General features: G+C 39.0%; 24 protein-coding genes. 5 read left to right on the top strand and 19 right to left on the bottom strand.

Going from position 1 to position 17,072, the window contains the following annotated elements:
• Entirely contained in the window at window positions 1-522 is a 522-nt protein-coding gene (locus tag EL140_RS00540) for an ATP-binding protein (protein ID WP_000875131.1), read from the top strand.
• 76 nt (window positions 523-598) lie between these two features.
• Here the strand turns inward: EL140_RS00540 and EL140_RS00535 are convergent, their stop codons facing one another.
• The 9 genes from EL140_RS00535 to hisS form a co-directional block, all read right to left on the bottom strand.
• Window positions 599-1,540, bottom strand: a complete 942-nt coding sequence (locus tag EL140_RS00535) for a YitT family protein (protein ID WP_000806296.1) — start codon at window positions 1,538-1,540, stop codon at window positions 599-601.
• Complete coding sequence (gene aspS, locus EL140_RS00530; protein WP_000830919.1) at window positions 1,518-3,281, bottom strand: aspartate--tRNA ligase; 1,764 nt, start codon at window positions 3,279-3,281, stop codon at window positions 1,518-1,520. The genes EL140_RS00535 and aspS overlap by 23 nt, the downstream gene beginning before the upstream one ends.
• A 151-nt stretch (window positions 3,282-3,432) precedes the next feature.
• On the bottom strand, window positions 3,433-3,651 hold the full coding sequence (locus tag EL140_RS00525; protein ID WP_000832198.1) for a hypothetical protein: 219 nt from the start codon (window positions 3,649-3,651) through the stop codon (window positions 3,433-3,435).
• Window positions 3,652-3,669: 18 nt separating this feature from the next.
• On the bottom strand, window positions 3,670-4,311 hold the full coding sequence (locus EL140_RS00520) for a CPBP family intramembrane glutamic endopeptidase (RefSeq protein ID WP_000698074.1): 642 nt from the start codon (window positions 4,309-4,311) through the stop codon (window positions 3,670-3,672).
• Between the two features lie 9 nt (window positions 4,312-4,320).
• Window positions 4,321-5,022, bottom strand: coding sequence for a DUF3169 family protein (locus tag EL140_RS00515; protein ID WP_000414264.1), 702 nt, complete (start codon window positions 5,020-5,022; stop codon window positions 4,321-4,323).
• A 14-nt stretch (window positions 5,023-5,036) separates the two neighbouring features.
• Window positions 5,037-5,387, bottom strand: coding sequence for a PspC domain-containing protein (locus EL140_RS00510; protein ID WP_000657659.1), 351 nt, complete (start codon window positions 5,385-5,387; stop codon window positions 5,037-5,039).
• On the bottom strand, window positions 5,384-5,587 hold the full coding sequence (locus EL140_RS00505) for a hypothetical protein (RefSeq protein WP_001046121.1): 204 nt from the start codon (window positions 5,585-5,587) through the stop codon (window positions 5,384-5,386). Before EL140_RS00505 ends, EL140_RS00510 begins: the two co-directional genes overlap by 4 nt.
• Entirely contained in the window at window positions 5,587-5,790 is a 204-nt protein-coding gene (locus EL140_RS00500) for a helix-turn-helix transcriptional regulator (protein WP_000916944.1), read from the bottom strand. Before EL140_RS00500 ends, EL140_RS00505 begins: the two co-directional genes overlap by 1 nt.
• A gap of 146 nt (window positions 5,791-5,936) precedes the next feature.
• Window positions 5,937-7,217: a histidine--tRNA ligase gene (gene hisS / locus EL140_RS00495; RefSeq protein WP_000775843.1), complete on the bottom strand. Its 1,281-nt coding sequence runs from the start codon at window positions 7,215-7,217 to the stop codon at window positions 5,937-5,939.
• A 167-nt stretch (window positions 7,218-7,384) separates the two neighbouring features.
• Between hisS and EL140_RS00490 the strand changes: the two genes are divergently transcribed.
• A complete protein-coding gene (locus EL140_RS00490) occupies window positions 7,385-7,726 on the top strand; it encodes a metal-sulfur cluster assembly factor (protein ID WP_001206380.1) in 342 nt (113 codons plus the stop codon).
• 60 nt (window positions 7,727-7,786) lie between these two features.
• Here EL140_RS00490 and ilvD read toward each other — a convergent pair whose 3' ends face one another.
• On the bottom strand, window positions 7,787-9,490 hold the full coding sequence (gene ilvD, locus EL140_RS00485; RefSeq protein WP_000137340.1) for a dihydroxy-acid dehydratase: 1,704 nt from the start codon (window positions 9,488-9,490) through the stop codon (window positions 7,787-7,789).
• Window positions 9,491-9,720: 230 nt separating this feature from the next.
• Between ilvD and rpmF the strand changes: the two genes are divergently transcribed.
• From rpmF to EL140_RS00470, 3 genes are all read left to right on the top strand, one after another.
• Complete coding sequence (gene rpmF / locus EL140_RS00480; protein WP_000290417.1) at window positions 9,721-9,903, top strand: 50S ribosomal protein L32; 183 nt, start codon at window positions 9,721-9,723, stop codon at window positions 9,901-9,903.
• 15 nt (window positions 9,904-9,918) lie between these two features.
• Window positions 9,919-10,068 (top strand): 50S ribosomal protein L33, encoded by a 150-nt coding sequence (gene rpmG, locus EL140_RS00475; RefSeq protein WP_001265622.1) that lies wholly within the window; start codon window positions 9,919-9,921, stop codon window positions 10,066-10,068.
• A 561-nt stretch (window positions 10,069-10,629) separates the two neighbouring features.
• Window positions 10,630-11,526, top strand: coding sequence for a hypothetical protein (locus EL140_RS00470; RefSeq protein ID WP_000814951.1), 897 nt, complete (start codon window positions 10,630-10,632; stop codon window positions 11,524-11,526).
• Window positions 11,527-12,032: 506 nt separating this feature from the next.
• On the opposite strand, the gene EL140_RS00465 is transcribed toward EL140_RS00470, so the two are convergent.
• From EL140_RS00465 to EL140_RS00425, 9 genes are all read right to left on the bottom strand, one after another.
• A complete protein-coding gene (locus EL140_RS00465) occupies window positions 12,033-12,245 on the bottom strand; it encodes a hypothetical protein (protein WP_000710706.1) in 213 nt (70 codons plus the stop codon).
• A gap of 66 nt (window positions 12,246-12,311) precedes the next feature.
• Window positions 12,312-12,503 (bottom strand): hypothetical protein, encoded by a 192-nt coding sequence (locus EL140_RS00460; protein WP_000177340.1) that lies wholly within the window; start codon window positions 12,501-12,503, stop codon window positions 12,312-12,314.
• Window positions 12,504-12,791, bottom strand: coding sequence for a hypothetical protein (locus EL140_RS00455; RefSeq protein WP_000542380.1), 288 nt, complete (start codon window positions 12,789-12,791; stop codon window positions 12,504-12,506).
• 113 nt (window positions 12,792-12,904) lie between these two features.
• The gene (locus tag EL140_RS00450) at window positions 12,905-13,132 is read right to left on the bottom strand and encodes a hypothetical protein (RefSeq protein ID WP_009013763.1); all 228 of its coding nucleotides are present in this window, start codon (window positions 13,130-13,132) and stop codon (window positions 12,905-12,907) included.
• Window positions 13,133-13,204: 72 nt separating this feature from the next.
• A complete protein-coding gene (locus EL140_RS00445) occupies window positions 13,205-13,420 on the bottom strand; it encodes a hypothetical protein (protein ID WP_000089901.1) in 216 nt (71 codons plus the stop codon).
• 75 nt (window positions 13,421-13,495) lie between these two features.
• Window positions 13,496-13,678, bottom strand: coding sequence for a hypothetical protein (locus EL140_RS00440; protein WP_000780389.1), 183 nt, complete (start codon window positions 13,676-13,678; stop codon window positions 13,496-13,498).
• Between the two features lie 823 nt (window positions 13,679-14,501).
• On the bottom strand, window positions 14,502-15,113 hold the full coding sequence (rpsD, locus tag EL140_RS00435; RefSeq protein WP_000092756.1) for a 30S ribosomal protein S4: 612 nt from the start codon (window positions 15,111-15,113) through the stop codon (window positions 14,502-14,504).
• Window positions 15,114-15,315: 202 nt separating this feature from the next.
• The gene (locus tag EL140_RS00430; protein ID WP_000769390.1) at window positions 15,316-16,350 is read right to left on the bottom strand and encodes a sensor histidine kinase; all 1,035 of its coding nucleotides are present in this window, start codon (window positions 16,348-16,350) and stop codon (window positions 15,316-15,318) included.
• Window positions 16,347-17,045 (bottom strand): response regulator transcription factor, encoded by a 699-nt coding sequence (locus EL140_RS00425; protein WP_000751225.1) that lies wholly within the window; start codon window positions 17,043-17,045, stop codon window positions 16,347-16,349. The genes EL140_RS00430 and EL140_RS00425 overlap by 4 nt, the downstream gene beginning before the upstream one ends.
• Window positions 17,046-17,072: the final 27 nt, after the last annotated feature.

Here is a 17,072-nt window from a genome sequence, read left to right as displayed (position 1 = left end):
TTGAAATATATTTTATTAGTGGGCGTTCATGGAGTTGGTAAAACCACTTTGTTAGAGAATCTGAAAAAGGATGTGCAATTTGTTGCTTTATCAATCAGTAATTTAATTCGTCAGGCAGGAAATAAAATACAGTCATCCGATAAGTTCACAAAAAATATTGCTAACAATCAAGAACTGTGGAAACAAGAATTAGCGAACTATCCATTTAATGATAATGATGTTGTGATATTGGATGGACATTTTACCCTTTTGAATCATTCGAAGGAAATAGTCGAATTGCCTTTTTCTACTTTTGATGGCTTGGAAATCAGTAAAATTATATTGAAGAAAGAGCATCCTGTAATTATTCGAGAGAGATTAGAGAAAAGGGATAATCAGTACTGGGAACAAGAATTGATTGAGTCTTTTCAAGATAGTGAGGAGAATCAAGCTTTGGAATTCTCTCGTTTAAAAAATATCCCCATTTTTATTTATGATAGTGATTTAAAATTAGGAGAACTCAAAAATCTATTAAATGTCTAGAGATAAATTTTGAAATATGAACAGCACCCCATAAGTTAAACAAAAATCTAACTTATGGGGTGCTGTCTTTTCATGTCTAATTGTCTGTTTCTACAAATCGTCCTAGGATGTGGACATTTTCGGATACAGAGACAAAGGCTGTCGGATCGACCTGTTTCATGATGTGTTTAAAATCATTAAACTCTGCTCGTGTGATAACCGTAATCAAGACTGCTTTTCTCTCATGATTATAGGTTCCTTCTGCATCGTGGATCATGGTTGCTCCGCGGTGCAATTTTTTATGGATTTTTGCGATTACCTTATCAGGGTTATTGGTCACAATCATGGCCTGCATGCGTTTTTGCTTGGTAAAGACCGCATCTGTCACACGGCTCGATACAAAGATGGTAATCATAGAGTAGAGGGCGTATTTCCAACCAAAGGTTAGACCTGCTATCAGCATGATGGTTCCATTTACCAGGAAAGAAATGCTACCGACATTCTTACCTGTCTTCTTACGAATGGTCAGACTGACGATATCTGTACCTCCGCTAGAAATATTGTTACGGAGTGCAAAACCAATCCCCAAGCCCATGACAACACCCCCAAAAAGGGCATTGATAATGGGATCCTCTGTCAAGGTCACAACTGGTACAATCTGGATAAAGAGGGAACTCATGGATACTGTGATAAAGGTAAAGATTGTAAACTTATGCCCAATCTGATACCAAGCCAAAATCATCAACGGAAAATTGATAGCATAAAAGGTTAGCGATATCGGAATATAAAAACCAAACCAGTGATTACTCAAGGCAGAGATAATCTGTGCCAGACCTGTCGCGCCACTGGAGTAAACGTGTCCTGGTTGAAAAAAGAAATTGACTGCTACCGCTGACAGAAAGCCATAAACCAGAGAAGCTGATACCTTCTCATCATATTTTTCCCGAGAGATACTTTGTAAAACTCGTAAGATTTTTATCTGATAAGCAAAGCGGCGCAGATAATAGCGCCACCGCTTAATTCGTTTTGCTTGTTTCATCTTCTTCTACTTGTAAGCTGAGTTCCTCTAGTTGTTTGAGAGCGACTGTTGATGGAGCTTGAGTCATTGGGTCGGTTGCCTTATTGTTCTTAGGAAAGGCAATGACTTCACGGATATTTTCTTCTCCTGCTAAGAGCATCACAAAACGGTCAAGCCCGATAGCCAAACCACCGTGTGGTGGGAAACCATAGTCCATAGCTTCAAGAAGGAAGCCAAACTGGTCATTTGCTTCTTCAGCTGAGAAACCAAGAGCCTTAAACATGCGTTCTTGAAGGTCTTTTTGGTTGATACGAAGACTGCCACCACCAAGCTCATAACCATTCAAGACGATATCGTAAGCAATGGCACGAACCTTAGCCAAATCACCTTCTAATTCGTGAGCTGTTTCTTCCTGTGGAAGAGTAAATGGATGGTGGGCGCTCATGTAGCGACCTTCTTCTTCAGACCATTCAAACATTGGCCAATCAACTACCCAAAGGAAATTGAATTTATCGTTATCAATCAAGCCAAGCTCTTTGGCAATACGTCCACGAAGGGCACCAAGTGTTGCATTGGCTACCTCAAGCGTATCCGCCACAAAGAGAACCAAGTCCTTATCTTCAAGACCAAGTGCTGCAGTCAATTCTGCTTGGATACCAGTCAAGAACTTGGCAACTGGTCCATTTAATTCTCCATCCACAACCTTGACCCAAGCAAGACCTTTAGCACCGTACTGTTTAGCTACTTCAGTCATCTTGTCAATGTCTTTACGTGAGTAGTTATCCGCAGCTCCTTTGACCACAATGGCTTTAACAGCAGGTGCTTCTGAGAAGACTTTAAAATCAACACCCTTGACCACTTCTGTCAAGTCCTGAAGCAACATATCAAAACGAGTATCAGGTTTGTCAGAACCGTAAAGAGCCATCGCGTCATCATACTTCATACGAGGAAATGGAAGAGTTACTTCGATGCCTTTTGTTTCTTTCATCACGCGCGCAATCAAGCCTTCTGTGATATCTTGGATCTCTTGCTCCGTAAGGAATGATGTTTCCAAGTCGACCTGGGTAAACTCAGGCTGACGGTCACCACGCAAGTCCTCATCACGGAAACATTTGACGATTTGGTAGTAACGATCAAAACCAGCATTCATCAAAAGTTGCTTGGTAATCTGTGGACTTTGAGGAAGAGCGTAGAAATGCCCTTTATTGACACGAGATGGCACCAAATAGTCACGCGCCCCTTCTGGCGTTGATTTCGAAAGGAATGGCGTCTCCACATCGATAAATTCCAACTCATCCAAGTAATTACGGATAGAGTGGGTCACCTTGGCACGAAGCTTAAGGTTTTCTAGCATTTCTGGACGACGAAGGTCAAGGTAACGGTAACGCAAACGTGTGTCGTCGTTGGCCTCAATCCCATCTTTAATCTCAAATGGCGTTGTTTTGGCTGTATTAAGCACTGTCAGAGCTGTCACGTTCAACTCAACCGTACCAGTCGGTAATTTATCATTTGCCTGTTCACGAGCAGCAACCTGACCAGTCACCTCGATGACAAATTCGCTACGAAGACTTTCAGCTGTTGCCATGACCTCTGCAGATACTTTTTCAGGGTTGATAACCAACTGCATAATTCCTTCACGGTCACGAAGGTCGATAAAGATCAAACCACCTAGGTCACGACGACGACCAACCCATCCTTTCAAGGTCATTTCTTGTCCGATGTGTTCCTCACGAACACGACCAGCATACATACTACGTTTCATGTTTTCTCTCCTCTTTTATTCTGTTACTATTTTACCATAAAAGCGCAGGCACTTCATGAAAATCAGCAGAAAAGTTTGATTGTCTTTAGTAATCAAAACAAACAGACAAAAAATCCGATGAAAACGTCATCGGATTCTCTGATTATGATTCTTAACCTTTTTTACGCTTTTCAGCAATCTCAGCTGCCTTTTTAGGTAGAACAATCTCCGTCGCATAAGCCGAAGCAAAACGCAAAACACCTGCAATAGGCGCAAAGACAACTGCTAGATAGTTATAAAAGAAATCCCCTTTTAAAGCATAGGCAAGCACTCCAATGATAAAGAAAAGAACAACTGCCTGAATCACTGCTAATAATATCACTCGTTTCATGACTTCCTCCTGAGTCTATTATAGCATGACTATCATTAAAAATGCGATTAAATTATTCAAAGCATGTAGGGCTATACTATAAGCTAGACCACCTTTGCTGATATAAGCCAATCCCAAGCTAAAGCCAAGTGAAGCATAAACTAGGAATTGTTGTGGAGTGCCAGGGAAATGAACAAGAGCAAAAATGATACTACTTACAAGAAGAAAGAGAGCTGTCTGCTTGACATTATCCTGTTGAGGGAAGACATAGCGAGCCAGCATACCTCTAAAGGTTAACTCTTCTGTAAGTGGCGCAAAGACCACCACCATAAAGAAAGAGAAGAGAGGTTGATTATGAGTCAATTCTTCTACCAACTGTTGATTGACTGACGGATCATTTGGTAAAAAGTTTTCTGCAACAATGACAAGGGCCCATACCAAGGCAGGCAACCAGATGTATTTGTTGAGGGCTGTTTTTTCAATCGTAACGGTTCCTGTCTTATACCACCTGTAGGTAACAAAGGTAAAAATTCCTGCCAATAAGACATATATCGGGACAAAAACGTAGTCAGGTGCTCCCAACTTCATCGCTGCCACACCTACACCCTGAATAAAACTATAAATCATAATAAAGGATAAGAAAGTAAGACTATACCAGCCAATATTTTTAAGTATTTTCATAAGATTCTCCTATTTGAAATAACGTTTTGTTTTACGCAACTGTGCAACATTCGTGTACAAATGGATGACAACTGCTACCAGCAGAGCAACCAACTGTACTTGTCCTAATACCATAGATAGAATTACTAAGACAATATAGATACCAGGAATGAGGAGTTGATTGACCTTGAACAAGATCAAGTAAGCTTCTTCCATCTCGGCCTGTTTTTCTCCCTCATCATAAGTGTCAAGGTAGTCCAAAACTTCCTTGGGTGTGGCCATAACAGAAAGTTTATAGTTACGAATCTTGCTAGTGATTTTGAGGCAGTAAACACCCGACCAAATACTTACAACTATCAAAAGTAAGGATGTTGCTGATATGCCAAATCTTCCTAAGTCTAAAAGCATACAGAATAGCATACTAATTTGAGAAACATTCCAAGCTACCGTACCATAATCCAAGAAACGATACATAGCAAGATAGTCTTGCTCATTTCCTTCATCCTCTTCTTCTCGTTGATAATTCTGATAAGCCTGATGACTTTTTCTAGTGAAATAAAATGTTAGGATTGCCGTAATCAGCCCTAGACCAAAAAAGATTGAGAACAAGACAGGGATTACTTGCTCTTGGCTAATACCTAAAGGTTTAACTCCAAGAGCTCCGGCAAGTATTCCTAATAAAGCTCCTATAATAAAAAGTTTCAGTGCAAAAATTATGTGATTCTTTTCCATATTTTAACCTCTTTCTAAAACAAGCCAGACAACCATTGACCAAAGTCTTTCCCTGATTCAAAAATAGCTGTCAAGCCTTCTGTTCCAAGTGACACCAAAATCAAACAAACAGCAAGTAAGAGAATAGCTTGGTTTCTAGCTTTTTTTGCTCCATCCCCCAAGGGTTCATTGCCAAGCCAACCTGCTAGATAGGCATAGAGAGTTACTGTTATAATCCCAATCTCTGTCGAAGAGAGAAACAGCAAGACTGTCACCAAACGAACGATATTGGCTTGAATATTAAAATAATTTCCTAAACCTGCACAAACACCTGCAAGTGCTTTGTTCTCAGTATCGACTTGAAAACCTGCTAAAAACTCTTTCATAACTTTTCTCCTTTTACGAGCTCTTTAAACTTTATTTTTTTCTCTACCCATCTAAAGACTAATAGTAGCACTATATTAATCCAGAAGAGGTATTTACTTTCGACAATCGTAAACCAACCAAGTAGGCTTCCAATCATAGCAAAGATATTTGCAATAAATACAAGAATACTAACGTAATAAATCACTTTATACTTGTTCATCACTCATCCTCCTCTAAGCGAAAGACCGACTCGACCGGCTCATGAAAGATCTGAGCAATCTTTAAAGCAATGACGATGGATGGCGTGTACTCATCCCGTTCTAGCAAACTGATGGTCTGCCTGGACACGCCAGCTAGTTTGGCCAGCTCAGTTTGATTCAGACCATCGCGAGCCCGAAGCTCTTTTAGACGATTTTTTAGCATGCCTTTTTTCTCCTTTGTTCTTTATCTTGATTTCATTGTAACATATCTTTTTATTTTTGACAAGCATATTTGTCAAAAAGTTTAAGATTTTTGTCATTTTGCAAAAGAAAAAGGTCAGGAATGGTTCCTGACCAGTTTTTCTACTATTAAAATCCTAGTTTTTCAAAGATTTCTGAGAAGTTTTGGCTGATGGTCTCAAGTGACACTTGAACTTCTTCTCGAGTTTGGTTGTTCTTAACTGTCACTTGTCCGCTTTCGACTTCGCTCTCTCCGAGAGTGATGAGAGTCTTAGCCGCAAAGACATCGGCTGACTTGAACTGAGCTTTAAGCTTCCGGTTGAGGTAGTCACGCTCTGCTTTGAATCCTTGTTGGCGAAGGGCTTGTACCAATTCCAAGGCCTTAACATTTGCTCCTTCACCCAAGACTGCGATATAAACATCTAGAGCGTTTTCGATAGGGAGAGACACTCCTTGCTTTTCAAGAATGAGAAGCAGACGTTCTACACCAAGACCAAATCCAAATCCAGCAGTCTCAGGACCACCAAAGTAGGCAACCAAACCATCGTAGCGACCACCCGCACAGACTGTCAAGTCATTGCCCTCAATCTCAGTGATAAACTCGAAAATGGTGTGATTGTAGTAGTCCAAACCACGTACCATATTGGTATCGATGATATAGTCTACACCCAGATTTTCCAACATCTGACGCACAGCATCAAAATGAGCTTGGCTTTCTGCATCAAGGAAGTCCAAGATAGAAGGTGCATTCTCCACTGCCACCTTGTCTTCTTTTTCCTTAGAGTCCAAGACACGGAGAGGATTCTCCTCCAAGCGACGTTGGCTATCCTTAGACAAGGTCTCCTTGAGCGGTGTCAAATAATCGATCAAGGCCTGACGGTAAGCCGCACGACTCTCAGGATTTCCAAGAGTGTTAAGATGCAATTTGACACCTTGGATACCGATTTCTTTCAAGAAATGAGCTGCCATAGCGATGGTTTCCACATCGGTAGCTGGATTGCTAGAGCCAAAACACTCAACACCAATCTGGTGGAACTGGCGCAAACGACCTGCCTGTGGACGCTCATAACGGAACATAGGGCCCATGTAGTAGAACTTACTTGGCTTTTGCACTTCTGGGGCGAAGAGTTTATTTTCCACATAGGAACGAACAACGGGCGCAGTTCCTTCTGGACGGAGGGTAATATGGCGATCACCCTTGTCATAAAAATCGTACATTTCCTTGGTTACGATATCGGTTGTATCCCCGACAGAGCGACTGATAACCTCGTAATGCTCAAAAATAGGCGTACGCACTTCTGCGTAGTTATAGCGCTTGAAAATCTCACGGGCAAAGCCCTCAACGTACTGCCACTTGGCAGACTCAGCAGGTAGAATATCCTGTGTTCCTTTTGGTTTTTGTAATTTCATAGGGAATCCTCTTTAAACTTAATAGTCTTATTTTACCATAAATAGAGGGATTAAAACAGTGAGAGGAGAAAATCGCAAGAGAGTCTTTTCAGAAAATTCATCAAAAACTTGCCAAATTGTCAGAATTATGAGAAAATAGAGGATATTTATCACGTGGAGGGACTGTAATGAGAGAGGATATCAAAATCAATGACCGTGCTTTGGCCTTGCAAGACCAAATTATCGAAAAACTAGAGAAGGTTTTTGATACAGATGTGGAATTGGATGTTTACAATCTAGGACTGATTTATGAAATCAATCTGGATGAAACGGGTCTCTGCAAGATTGTCATGACCTTCACTGACACCGCCTGCGATTGCGCCGAAAGCCTGCCTATCGAAATCGTTGCAGGTCTAAAACAAATCGAGGGTATCGAAGATGTCAAGGTTGAAGTTACCTGGTCTCCCGCTTGGAAGATTACACGAATCAGTCGCTACGGCCGTATTGCCCTTGGACTGCCACCTCGTTAATGAGGCAAATCACTTTTGAAGATAAAAAGAAGCAAGCCGAAAATGGCTTGCTTTTTGAGTTTATTTTTTACCTGACTTGTCCATATTCCAGAAGTCTGTCACAGCTCCGCGAGAAGCGGATGATACGATGTGGGCATATTTACCGAGGACACCACGGCTATAGAGTGGTGGCAAGGTTGTTTCTGCCTTACGTTTTTCAAGTTCTTCATCAGATACAGCCATGGAAATTTCTTTAGTATCTTGGTCAACTGTGACGATATCGCCTGTGCGGAGGTAGGCAATTGGTCCACCATCCTGAGCTTCAGGTGCGATATGTCCAACAACGAGACCATAAGTACCACCAGAGAAGCGTCCGTCTGTCAAGAGGGCAACCTTGTCTCCTTGACCTTTACCAACGATCATAGATGAAAGTGAGAGCATCTCAGGCATACCAGGACCACCTTTAGGTCCGACGAAACGAACAACGACAACGTCGCCATCAACGATTTCATCTGACAAGACAGCTTGGATAGCATCTTCTTCTGAGTCAAAGACCTTAGCTGGTCCAACGTGACGACGAACTTTCACACCTGATACCTTGGCAACGGCACCATCAGGAGCAAGATTACCGTTCAAGATGATCAATGGACCGTCCGCACGTTTTGGATTTTCAAGTGGCATAATGACTTTTTGACCTGGTGTCAGGTCTGCAAAATCAGCCAAGTTTTCAGCGACAGTTTTACCAGTACATGTGATACGGTCTCCGTGAAGGAATCCATTTGCTAACAAGTACTTCATAACTGCAGGCACACCACCAACTTCGTAGAGGTCTTGGAAGACATACTGACCAGAAGGTTTCAAGTCGGCCAAGTGAGGCACACGTTCTTGGATCGTATTGAAGTCCTCAAGGGACAAATCAACATTAGCCGCATGGGCAATAGCAAGCAAGTGAAGAGTGGCATTTGTAGAACCACCGAGAGCCATCGTTACAGTGATGGCATCTTCAAAGGCTTCACGAGTCAAGATATCAGATGGTTTGAGACCAAGATCCAGCATCTTAACAACAGCACGTCCTGCTGCTTCGATATCTTCTTTCTTGTCAGCTGATTCAGCTGGGTGAGATGAAGAGCCTGGCAAGCTCATCCCTAGAACTTCGATAGCAGTCGCCATGGTATTAGCTGTGTACATACCACCACAACCACCAGGGCCAGGACAGGCATTACATTCAAGACGTTTCACGTCCTCAGCTGTCATGTCACCGTGGTTCCATTTTCCGATTCCCTCAAAGACAGAAACCAAGTCAATGTCTTTGCCATCAAGATTTCCCGGTGCAATGGTTCCACCATAGGCGAAAATAGCTGGAATATCCATATTGGCAATGGCAATCATAGAACCAGGCATGTTCTTGTCACAGCCACCGATAGCGACAAAGGCATCCACGTTGTGACCACCCATCGCAGCCTCAATAGAGTCCGCAATGATATCACGAGATGTCAAAGAGAAACGCATACCAGGCGTTCCCATGGCAATCCCGTCCGCTACGGTAATGGTTCCAAACTGTACCGGCCAAGCACCTGCAGATTTGACACCTTCTTTAGCTAATTTCCCGAAATCATGCAAGTGAATGTTACATGGTGTATTTTCCGCCCAAGTCGAAATCACTCCCACAATCGGTGTTTCAAAGTCCTTATCTGTCATACCAGTCGCACGAAGCATAGCACGGTTTGGTGATTTAACCATGCTGTCATAAATGCTACTGCGGTGACGTTTATCTAATTCAGTCATCTTATCCCTCCCATTTCAGTTTTTACTATTATAGCACATTTTAAAGGCAATGAACAGAAGAAAATTCTTGAATTTTCAGAAAATTTCGATTAATTTGATTGAATGACTTCTAATTTTTTCATCTTTTTTTGTCAAGTAACTTTACTTTACAAAAAAAATGTGTTATCCTAGTATAGTTGATGAAAATCACTAGATTGAATCGAATTTAAATACCTAAAGGAGAAATCAAAATGGCAGTACCTGCACGTCGCACTTCAAAAGCGAAGAAAAACAAACGTCGTACACACTACAAAGTAACAGCTCCATCTGTAAACTTTGACGAAACTACTGGAGATTACTCACGTTCTCACCGCGTATCACTTAAAGGATACTACAAAGGACGTAAAATCGCTAAGGCTGCATCAGCTGAATAATAGAAGGGAGATACCATGCGCGTAAATATCACACTTGAACACAAAGAATCTGGTGAACGCTTGTACCTTACTTCTAAAAACAAACGTAACACTCCAGACCGTCTTCAATTGAAGAAATACTCACCAAAACTTCGCAAACACGTTGTGTTTACAGAAGTGAAATAAGGGTTCACTACTCGTCAGTAGACTTTAGAAACCTTGATTTAAAGCAATTCTTGAATTTCGAAATTTCACTACATTGCGATATGAATCAATCGAATCACTACCTTTTTCACTACCTTTTATGTAATAAGAAACTGATTCGTTTATTTAAAAAGAAGAGGAACTTTAGTGTCAAGCTCCTCTTTTTTATTTGCTCTTTTACTTACAAATCGTAAGACCTGGTTTTGAAAGTATGGGTTTCAGTTGAACTAAAAATGGCGTAATATCAAGGCTTTTCAGAACAATATCTACTAATTAATTTCATAAAATATGAATTAATAGATTCTAAATAGGGGAATAATTTAGTTCTGTAAAAATTAATTTACACACTTACAAGACTTATTCTGACAGCTTTTGTAATAGTTTAAGAGAAAAAGGTAGATGTTAAAAATTAAGACATAAATATAGTTATCTTCTTAGTTAAATAGATTATATTACTTGCAATTAGTTAATCTAAATTATACAATTTAGCAAAAAGAAATAAATTTTTTTATTTCATTCTAAAAATCATCGGAGAATTCTAATATGAAACAGACTAAGAGCCCATTTCAGTACTCTAATATGAGAAATGCTAAGAAATCACCACGGAAACATAAATTAACATTAATTGATGATGTTAGTTTTAAATTTTTTGAAAGAATTTTGTTAATAATTACATCTGTGCTTACTATTTTAACAACGGTAATAATACCTGCTTATAAGTATTTTACAAATAAACCGAAATATTCTTTTGTGTTAAATAACCCTGTAGGTTGGTCTAAAAACGACGATATATTTTCAATCTATAACTACAGTGACGCAGATATGAAAAATACTACCGTGTATATACGATCTTACATGGTTTTGTCTGAAGATTCGAATTGGGATCGTTTTGATGATTATCTTTCTAGTGATAGTAAGTATATCCCTATGGAGGGTCTAGATATGAGATTTCAGCTAACTGGGAAATCAAGAGGAAAAATTGGCAATATTACGATGGATAAAGAGAGTAATCCCTTTAATAACTATTTCGTTAATAATAATTACGCTGAATTTGGACCAAACTTAGGAATGGATATTATATCCAGAATACATGATAAGAATTTAAGTGACTATGCTAAGGATTATAATACAGCCTTTGATAAGATGAATATTGTCATTTTTACAATTTTTGATGAAAATACTAACTCGTTTAACAGAGATTATAATAAGATTCAAGTATATGCGACAGACTATAGTGTTGGTAAGTCTAGTACAAAATTAGTAGATTCAAAGAAATACTTAGACAAGTATGACAACTCAGAAGATTATGCAGTATATTATAATAAAGATAACTACGATAAATTTTGGAACGACAAAGATATAACAATAACCTACTACTATAAATTTATCGATGAAATAATAAATGACTCCTTGCCATATAACAAAAAATATAGTTACTAAGGAAAATAAGCAAGAATTAACCTTACATAAAACTAATAATTTCTTACAAAAATAGCTACGTCATAATTTTTGTATTTATTTTATCGATTTTAAGTCTTGAGTTTTTGAAAGTCGTTTTATATCAAAATGGAGTTTTATTATTTTGATCAAGGTAGATTTGAAGACGATTATTTTTATTTAGGAATGTAGCAAGATAAGAAATTCCTATTGTTTCGATTGTTTTTATTTCTGACCAAAATTCTACCTCATCACATATCTCTATCTCTTAATTATTATACAATTAAGAGGATAAAGAAAATCGATATCTCTATTTTTAAAAATCTTAAATTAAAGTTTTTATACACATTTTTTTACATTACTCAACTTTCCGAAAAAGATGTATTTTCCGGAAAAATATCGAAATTAAATCAAAACTAAAAATATCTCATACATTTGAACTGAACCCCAAAAGTTAGACAGAAAAAATCTAACTTTTGGGGTGCAGTTCATCAAAGGTGCTTTTCATTTTAAAAAACTTGTGGAAAAACTTCATCCCATATATCTACTAAGCTTTTCCCGTCAAATACTTTAGCTTCCATAGCTTCATCAATTGTATCAAACTGCTGACCTTCATAATCATAACCAACTACACATATACTCGATAAAAAGCAAGCACCTCGGCTATTATAATTAAATTCAAGATCTTTGTCTAAATATTTTTTAATTTCATCCTTTTTCATATAGGACCATCCCAACTAAAACAATCTCAACAAACAAGATTTTTTCCTTAGATTCTATTCCCACTACTAGCTTTCTATGATGCTGACGATTTCATCTTCAAAATATTCATAAAGAGTTCCATCAACATCTACCAGCAAGGAGTCAATCTCCTCGTCATTGTCAGAGGCGTCACAATAGTCTTCTACAAATCCTCTAACTACCGCGCCATTTTTTAACGTGATAATTACATCTGTACGGTTAAATTTCCAGAGTGTCATTTAAATATTCCTTTCAATATTGGCTAATTGCTTTGCTTTTTCGTAGTAAGGTGTTAAGAAATCGATAAAACCTTGTTTGTCGCTTGGATCATGTTCCTCTAAAAATATCATCAACTCAAAGTCATTGAGAGCGTCAAACATTTCAGAGTTTTCATTATCCCAAGCCTCGGAAAATTCCGCATCTTCTCCAAAAAGAGCGTTAAACGTAAAGGAAAAATCCCAAAAATTATCAATCTGACCACTGACTGCTTGCTGGAGCATGTCTAATACTTGTTGACTATAACCCATTACCCATCCCCTCCTAATAAGAACGTTGTAGCATATTGAGCTACGTTCCAAAAATTTAACAGACAAAATCTAATTTTTGGGGTGCAGTTCATTCATCAAAGATGATTTTTATTTTAATAATACTGCACTTCAATTCCATCCATAATTTCTACTAAAGTGTTATCGTCAATTTTTAGAGAAATCAGATCAATGAATGATGATACCTGGTATTCCTTATCTCCAATCACCACTACAATATCATGAACAGAATTAGGAAAAATCCCACATACTTGACCATTATAATCAAAAGAGGCGTCCCAACCATTGTCATATAACTCTTGTAAATCATCTAATATTGCCATATAAACTAAATCTTTTTCCATAGTGTTTTCTTTCAAATAAGGCAGGTAAAAGCACCTAGATTATTCTAAGTCCTATGAGATTGTTTTAATCGAGACAATCTCACTCTCAAAGAGAGAAATTTCGGTAGCTTCATCTGGACTAGGATTGTCAATGAGGATAGTGATTTCATCTTGCTCATCATTGTCCATTTCGTCAACAAAGTCTATGACACGTCCCTTGATTATCTTGCCGTCATTAGTGACTACCTGAACTCTTGATCGTAGGTGGTTCCATAGTTGCCTACTCATTTATTTTCCTCTCTGCTATTTTTTCGATAGTTCTTATACTTTTTATAGTTAGTCGATAAAATCGCCTAGGTTGAACTAAGCACTAATCATTTTGATTTTCTTGATAATATCTTCAGGATATGAGCGATCACCTATGACTATTTCGTCAGGACCATCTAAATCATAACCGTCAAACCAATCAACCACCCTGCCCTTGATGGAGGTCCCGTCTTCTAAAATAAGGCGAACATTTTTATCAACATATTCCCATAATTTCATTAAGTTCCTTCTCTCTAATATCGGAACAATATGACCCAATATTAGTTATTTACTAATGGCTTTTAGTTCCTGTTAAAAGCATTATAGCACACCTTGTTTGCTAAAGTACTACAGATACTCCATTAGAATAACTTACTACTTTGTTTTCTTGTAAACATATTGTATACTTAAATAAAGGAACTGGTTTGGCTCCCAATGATCTATTCTAGGTTGGTGCCTAAGTCAGTTCCTTTTGTCATCCCGACTATCATCAAAGGGTGGGCTTTAAATATTCTTGCGTCAATTAGTTTTTTAGTCTATAATTAAATTAACGGATAGAGGTTTTCCATCTCCCCTTGAAACAGATTATTATGCGGTAGGAGGTGGGACACCTCTATTTTTATAATTGCTAACCTTGGATTATACTTGTACTAGAAATTTTTTTGAGTTATAATTAGCTTAAGGTAAAGGTGGTCTAACGCCCATGAAACAGCTTACTGTGGAGGCGGTGGGTCACCTTTATTTGATTTCAAAATCAAGAAGATGTATAATTAAGTCAAGAAAGAAGCATGGTTTTCCCGCCCAAAAGCTCTATAGCTGTGGGAGAGTCATGCTTCTTTTTTGCCTCTAAAAAGAGAACACAAAAAAAGCCGTCTCAATCTTTGAGGCAGCCATCAGCAATTTATAAATAATAAGGGTGCCCCATTTTGGGGCTACCCTATTACTATACCTAAAATTAGTTATGGGTAACTAAAAGGGTAGTAAAATCAAAAAAAGCACTCTAGGATAGAGGCCTAAAGTGCTTAATTTCAAGGCTTTATAGCCTATCTTATTCAATAAAATATTACAACATTTTGTTGTAGAATTCAACGACAAGTGCTTCGTTGATTTCTGGGTTGATTTCGTCGCGTTCTGGCAAGCGAGTCAATGAACCTTCCAATTTTTCAGCGTCGAATGATACGAATGCTGGGCGTCCAAGAGTAGCTTCTACTGCTTCAAGGATTGCTGGAACTTTCAATGATTTTTCACGAACTGAGATCACTTGACCTGGAGTTACGCGGTATGATGGGATATCAACGCGTTTTCCGTCAACAAGGATGTGACCATGGTTTACGAATTGACGAGCTTGACGACGAGTAGTCGCAAGGCCAAGACGGTAAACAACGTTATCCAAACGACGTTCCAAAAGAAGCATGAAGTTGAAACCTAGAATTCCGCCTTTGATTTTTGTAGCTTGTACGAACAAGTTACGGAATTGTTTTTCACCTACACCGTAAGTGAAACGAAGTTTTTGTTTTTCAGCCAATTGCAAACCGTATTCTGACAATTTAGAACGGTTGTTTGGTCCGTGTTGTCCTGGTACGTAGTTACGACGTGCCAATTCTTTACCTGTACCTGTAAGTGAAAGGCCAAGGCGACGAGCTTGTTTCCAAGATGGTCCTGTATAACGTGACATGTGTATGTCCTCCTGATATAAATAATATTTCGGTGGAAATAGTCACTTAGAAAGCCCTGATTCGTGCAGATGCCCTTCGCCTAAACAGCCAAGGTTACTTGTCATAAGACACCTGTTGACGAGCTTCATGCTTTCCTGCTGCTATTTCACACAAAGGCTATTGTACCATGAAAAGCTAGATTTGTAAAGGGATTTTACGCCTTTATTTCAAACTAAGGCTGAATGTAAACTTGCTTCCTAAGCCGTACTGACTTTCTGCTGTGATTTCGCCACCAAGCTGATGGGCTAGTTCGCGTGCAATCGCAAGACCTAAGCCATGCCCACCCGTCTTCATATTGCGCGAAGTTTCTACACGATAAAGTCGTTTAAAGATCTTTTCCAAATTTTCAGGAAGGATCCCCTGACCCTCGTCTTTCACACTGATTGTCAGCTCTTGTTCTGTTAATTGGGCAAGAACCTCGATTCTGGTTCCTGGTTCTGAATATTTAAAGGCATTGTTTAGCAAATTGACCAGAATGCGAGAAAGTTTGTCAGAATGGCTCTTGATTTTCGCAGACTCAGGTGACACTTGAATGTAAACATCTCGCTCCTCTTGTTCAATCTGGAGTTGGAATTCACTCATTGACTCAATCAGCAATTGATCTAAAAAGACCTCTTCGACTTCTTCATCAGCAGTATCTTGAGGTTGTGTGTTCAGAGTCAAAACATCCAATTCCTCTACTAGCTTGTTTAGACGCTCAGTTTGCCGACCAATCGTGGCTAAGTAGTGGAGCCGCTCCTCTTCCTTAATCACTCCATCTAGAATTCCCTCCACAGTAACCTGAATGGAGGTAATGGGAGTTTTAATATCGTGAGAGAGCTGCGCAATCATCATTCTCTTTTCTTGCTCGCTCTCATCAAGTGATTGAAAGGTAGCTTGCAAATTGTGGGACATGTCATTAAAAGCCTGGCCCAGCTCTTGAAATTCTAATGGGCCTTTGGTTTCGATTTCTGTGCTGAAATCCTTGCTTGCTATATCCTGAGCTTGTTTTTTCAAATGTTTCAAAGAAGAGAACACAGGCGACAAAAGAAAGATGCTCACTGCAGCGCCAATGAAACTAGCAATCAAGGTCATTCCAACTAGAAAGTAAACTTCACTTTTCTCAATCAACATTCGTTGGACTGCCCAGAAAACGACCAAAATCGTTAGTAGAGTCGACACTAGATACCCCACTAAAATATAGTTTTTTAATTTCATTTTCTACCTCTTGGTCTTTCCATCTTATAGCCCAAACCCCAGACAGTTTTGATAGCAGGAGCATTTGAATTTGTATACTTGGTCAACTCTTGCCTCAAAGCATGGATATGAACATTGAGTGTATTGGTATCATCCACATAGTCCTCTTGCCATACTTTCTCGTAAAGTTCCGTCTTTGAAAAGACTCTCTCGGGATTGCTGGCTAATACCCATAGAAGTTCAAAGGATTTTACTGTCAATTCCAAAGGTTGCTCCCCAATGCGAACCTCATGAGTCACATGATTGATTACCAAGTCACCAAACTCGATCTGTTCTGTCTCTCCTCCACGGCTAAGGCGACGCAAGATATTATTCACTCTTAAAACCAATTCGCGTGGGCTAAAGGGTTTGACTATAAAATCATCTGCCCCCAAACTTAATCCATAAATCTTATCCTGTTCGCTTGTCTTAGCAGTTGTAAAGAGGAAGGGTTGATCCGGAGCGATATACTGAACTTCACTGATAAAATCATAACCGTCCATATTGGGCATCATGATATCTGTGATAATGAGGTCGATAGATTTTTTTCTGAAAAGTTCTAATCCCTCCTTACCATCGTGGGCGACCAAAACATCGTAACCTGCCTGTATAAGATAGCGGTTTTGAATATCTAGAATATCTATCTCATCATCAACCAGCAAAATTGTCTTTTTCATCTGACACTCCTTCGATAAAAACAGTGT

The organism is Streptococcus oralis ATCC 35037 (assembly GCF_900637025.1).
Taxonomy (GTDB): Bacteria; Bacillota; Bacilli; order Lactobacillales; family Streptococcaceae; genus Streptococcus; species Streptococcus oralis.
Note: the sequence above shows the minus strand (reverse complement) of the source record. Positions and strands in the feature narration are given on the sequence as shown.

Coding starts and splice junctions, on each gene's coding strand:
- ilvD (WP_000137340.1), bottom strand. CDS start 9,490: ATGACTGAATTAGATAAACGTCACCGCAGTAGCATTTATGACAGCATG.
- aspS (WP_000830919.1), bottom strand. CDS start 3,281: ATGAAACGTAGTATGTATGCTGGTCGTGTTCGTGAGGAACACATCGGA.
- EL140_RS00510 (WP_000657659.1), bottom strand. CDS start 5,387: ATGAAAGAGTTTTTAGCAGGTTTTCAAGTCGATACTGAGAACAAAGCA.
- EL140_RS00535 (WP_000806296.1), bottom strand. CDS start 1,540: ATGAAACAAGCAAAACGAATTAAGCGGTGGCGCTATTATCTGCGCCGC.
- rpsD (WP_000092756.1), bottom strand. CDS start 15,113: ATGTCACGTTATACAGGACCATCTTGGAAACAAGCTCGTCGCCTTGGC.
- EL140_RS00465 (WP_000710706.1), bottom strand. CDS start 12,245: ATGAAAAAGGATGAAATTAAAAAATATTTAGACAAAGATCTTGAATTT.
- rpmG (WP_001265622.1), top strand. CDS start 9,919: ATGCGCGTAAATATCACACTTGAACACAAAGAATCTGGTGAACGCTTG.
- EL140_RS00425 (WP_000751225.1), bottom strand. CDS start 17,045: ATGAAAAAGACAATTTTGCTGGTTGATGATGAGATAGATATTCTAGAT.
- EL140_RS00445 (WP_000089901.1), bottom strand. CDS start 13,420: ATGAGTAGGCAACTATGGAACCACCTACGATCAAGAGTTCAGGTAGTC.
- EL140_RS00460 (WP_000177340.1), bottom strand. CDS start 12,503: ATGACACTCTGGAAATTTAACCGTACAGATGTAATTATCACGTTAAAA.
- EL140_RS00430 (WP_000769390.1), bottom strand. CDS start 16,350: ATGAAATTAAAAAACTATATTTTAGTGGGGTATCTAGTGTCGACTCTA.
- EL140_RS00470 (WP_000814951.1), top strand. CDS start 10,630: ATGAAACAGACTAAGAGCCCATTTCAGTACTCTAATATGAGAAATGCT.
- EL140_RS00450 (WP_009013763.1), bottom strand. CDS start 13,132: ATGGCAATATTAGATGATTTACAAGAGTTATATGACAATGGTTGGGAC.
- EL140_RS00500 (WP_000916944.1), bottom strand. CDS start 5,790: ATGCTAAAAAATCGTCTAAAAGAGCTTCGGGCTCGCGATGGTCTGAAT.
- EL140_RS00490 (WP_001206380.1), top strand. CDS start 7,385: ATGAGAGAGGATATCAAAATCAATGACCGTGCTTTGGCCTTGCAAGAC.
- EL140_RS00515 (WP_000414264.1), bottom strand. CDS start 5,022: ATGGAAAAGAATCACATAATTTTTGCACTGAAACTTTTTATTATAGGA.
- EL140_RS00520 (WP_000698074.1), bottom strand. CDS start 4,311: ATGAAAATACTTAAAAATATTGGCTGGTATAGTCTTACTTTCTTATCC.
- EL140_RS00525 (WP_000832198.1), bottom strand. CDS start 3,651: ATGAAACGAGTGATATTATTAGCAGTGATTCAGGCAGTTGTTCTTTTC.
- EL140_RS00455 (WP_000542380.1), bottom strand. CDS start 12,791: ATGGGTTATAGTCAACAAGTATTAGACATGCTCCAGCAAGCAGTCAGT.
- hisS (WP_000775843.1), bottom strand. CDS start 7,217: ATGAAATTACAAAAACCAAAAGGAACACAGGATATTCTACCTGCTGAG.
- rpmF (WP_000290417.1), top strand. CDS start 9,721: ATGGCAGTACCTGCACGTCGCACTTCAAAAGCGAAGAAAAACAAACGT.
- EL140_RS00505 (WP_001046121.1), bottom strand. CDS start 5,587: ATGAACAAGTATAAAGTGATTTATTACGTTAGTATTCTTGTATTTATT.
- EL140_RS00440 (WP_000780389.1), bottom strand. CDS start 13,678: ATGAAATTATGGGAATATGTTGATAAAAATGTTCGCCTTATTTTAGAA.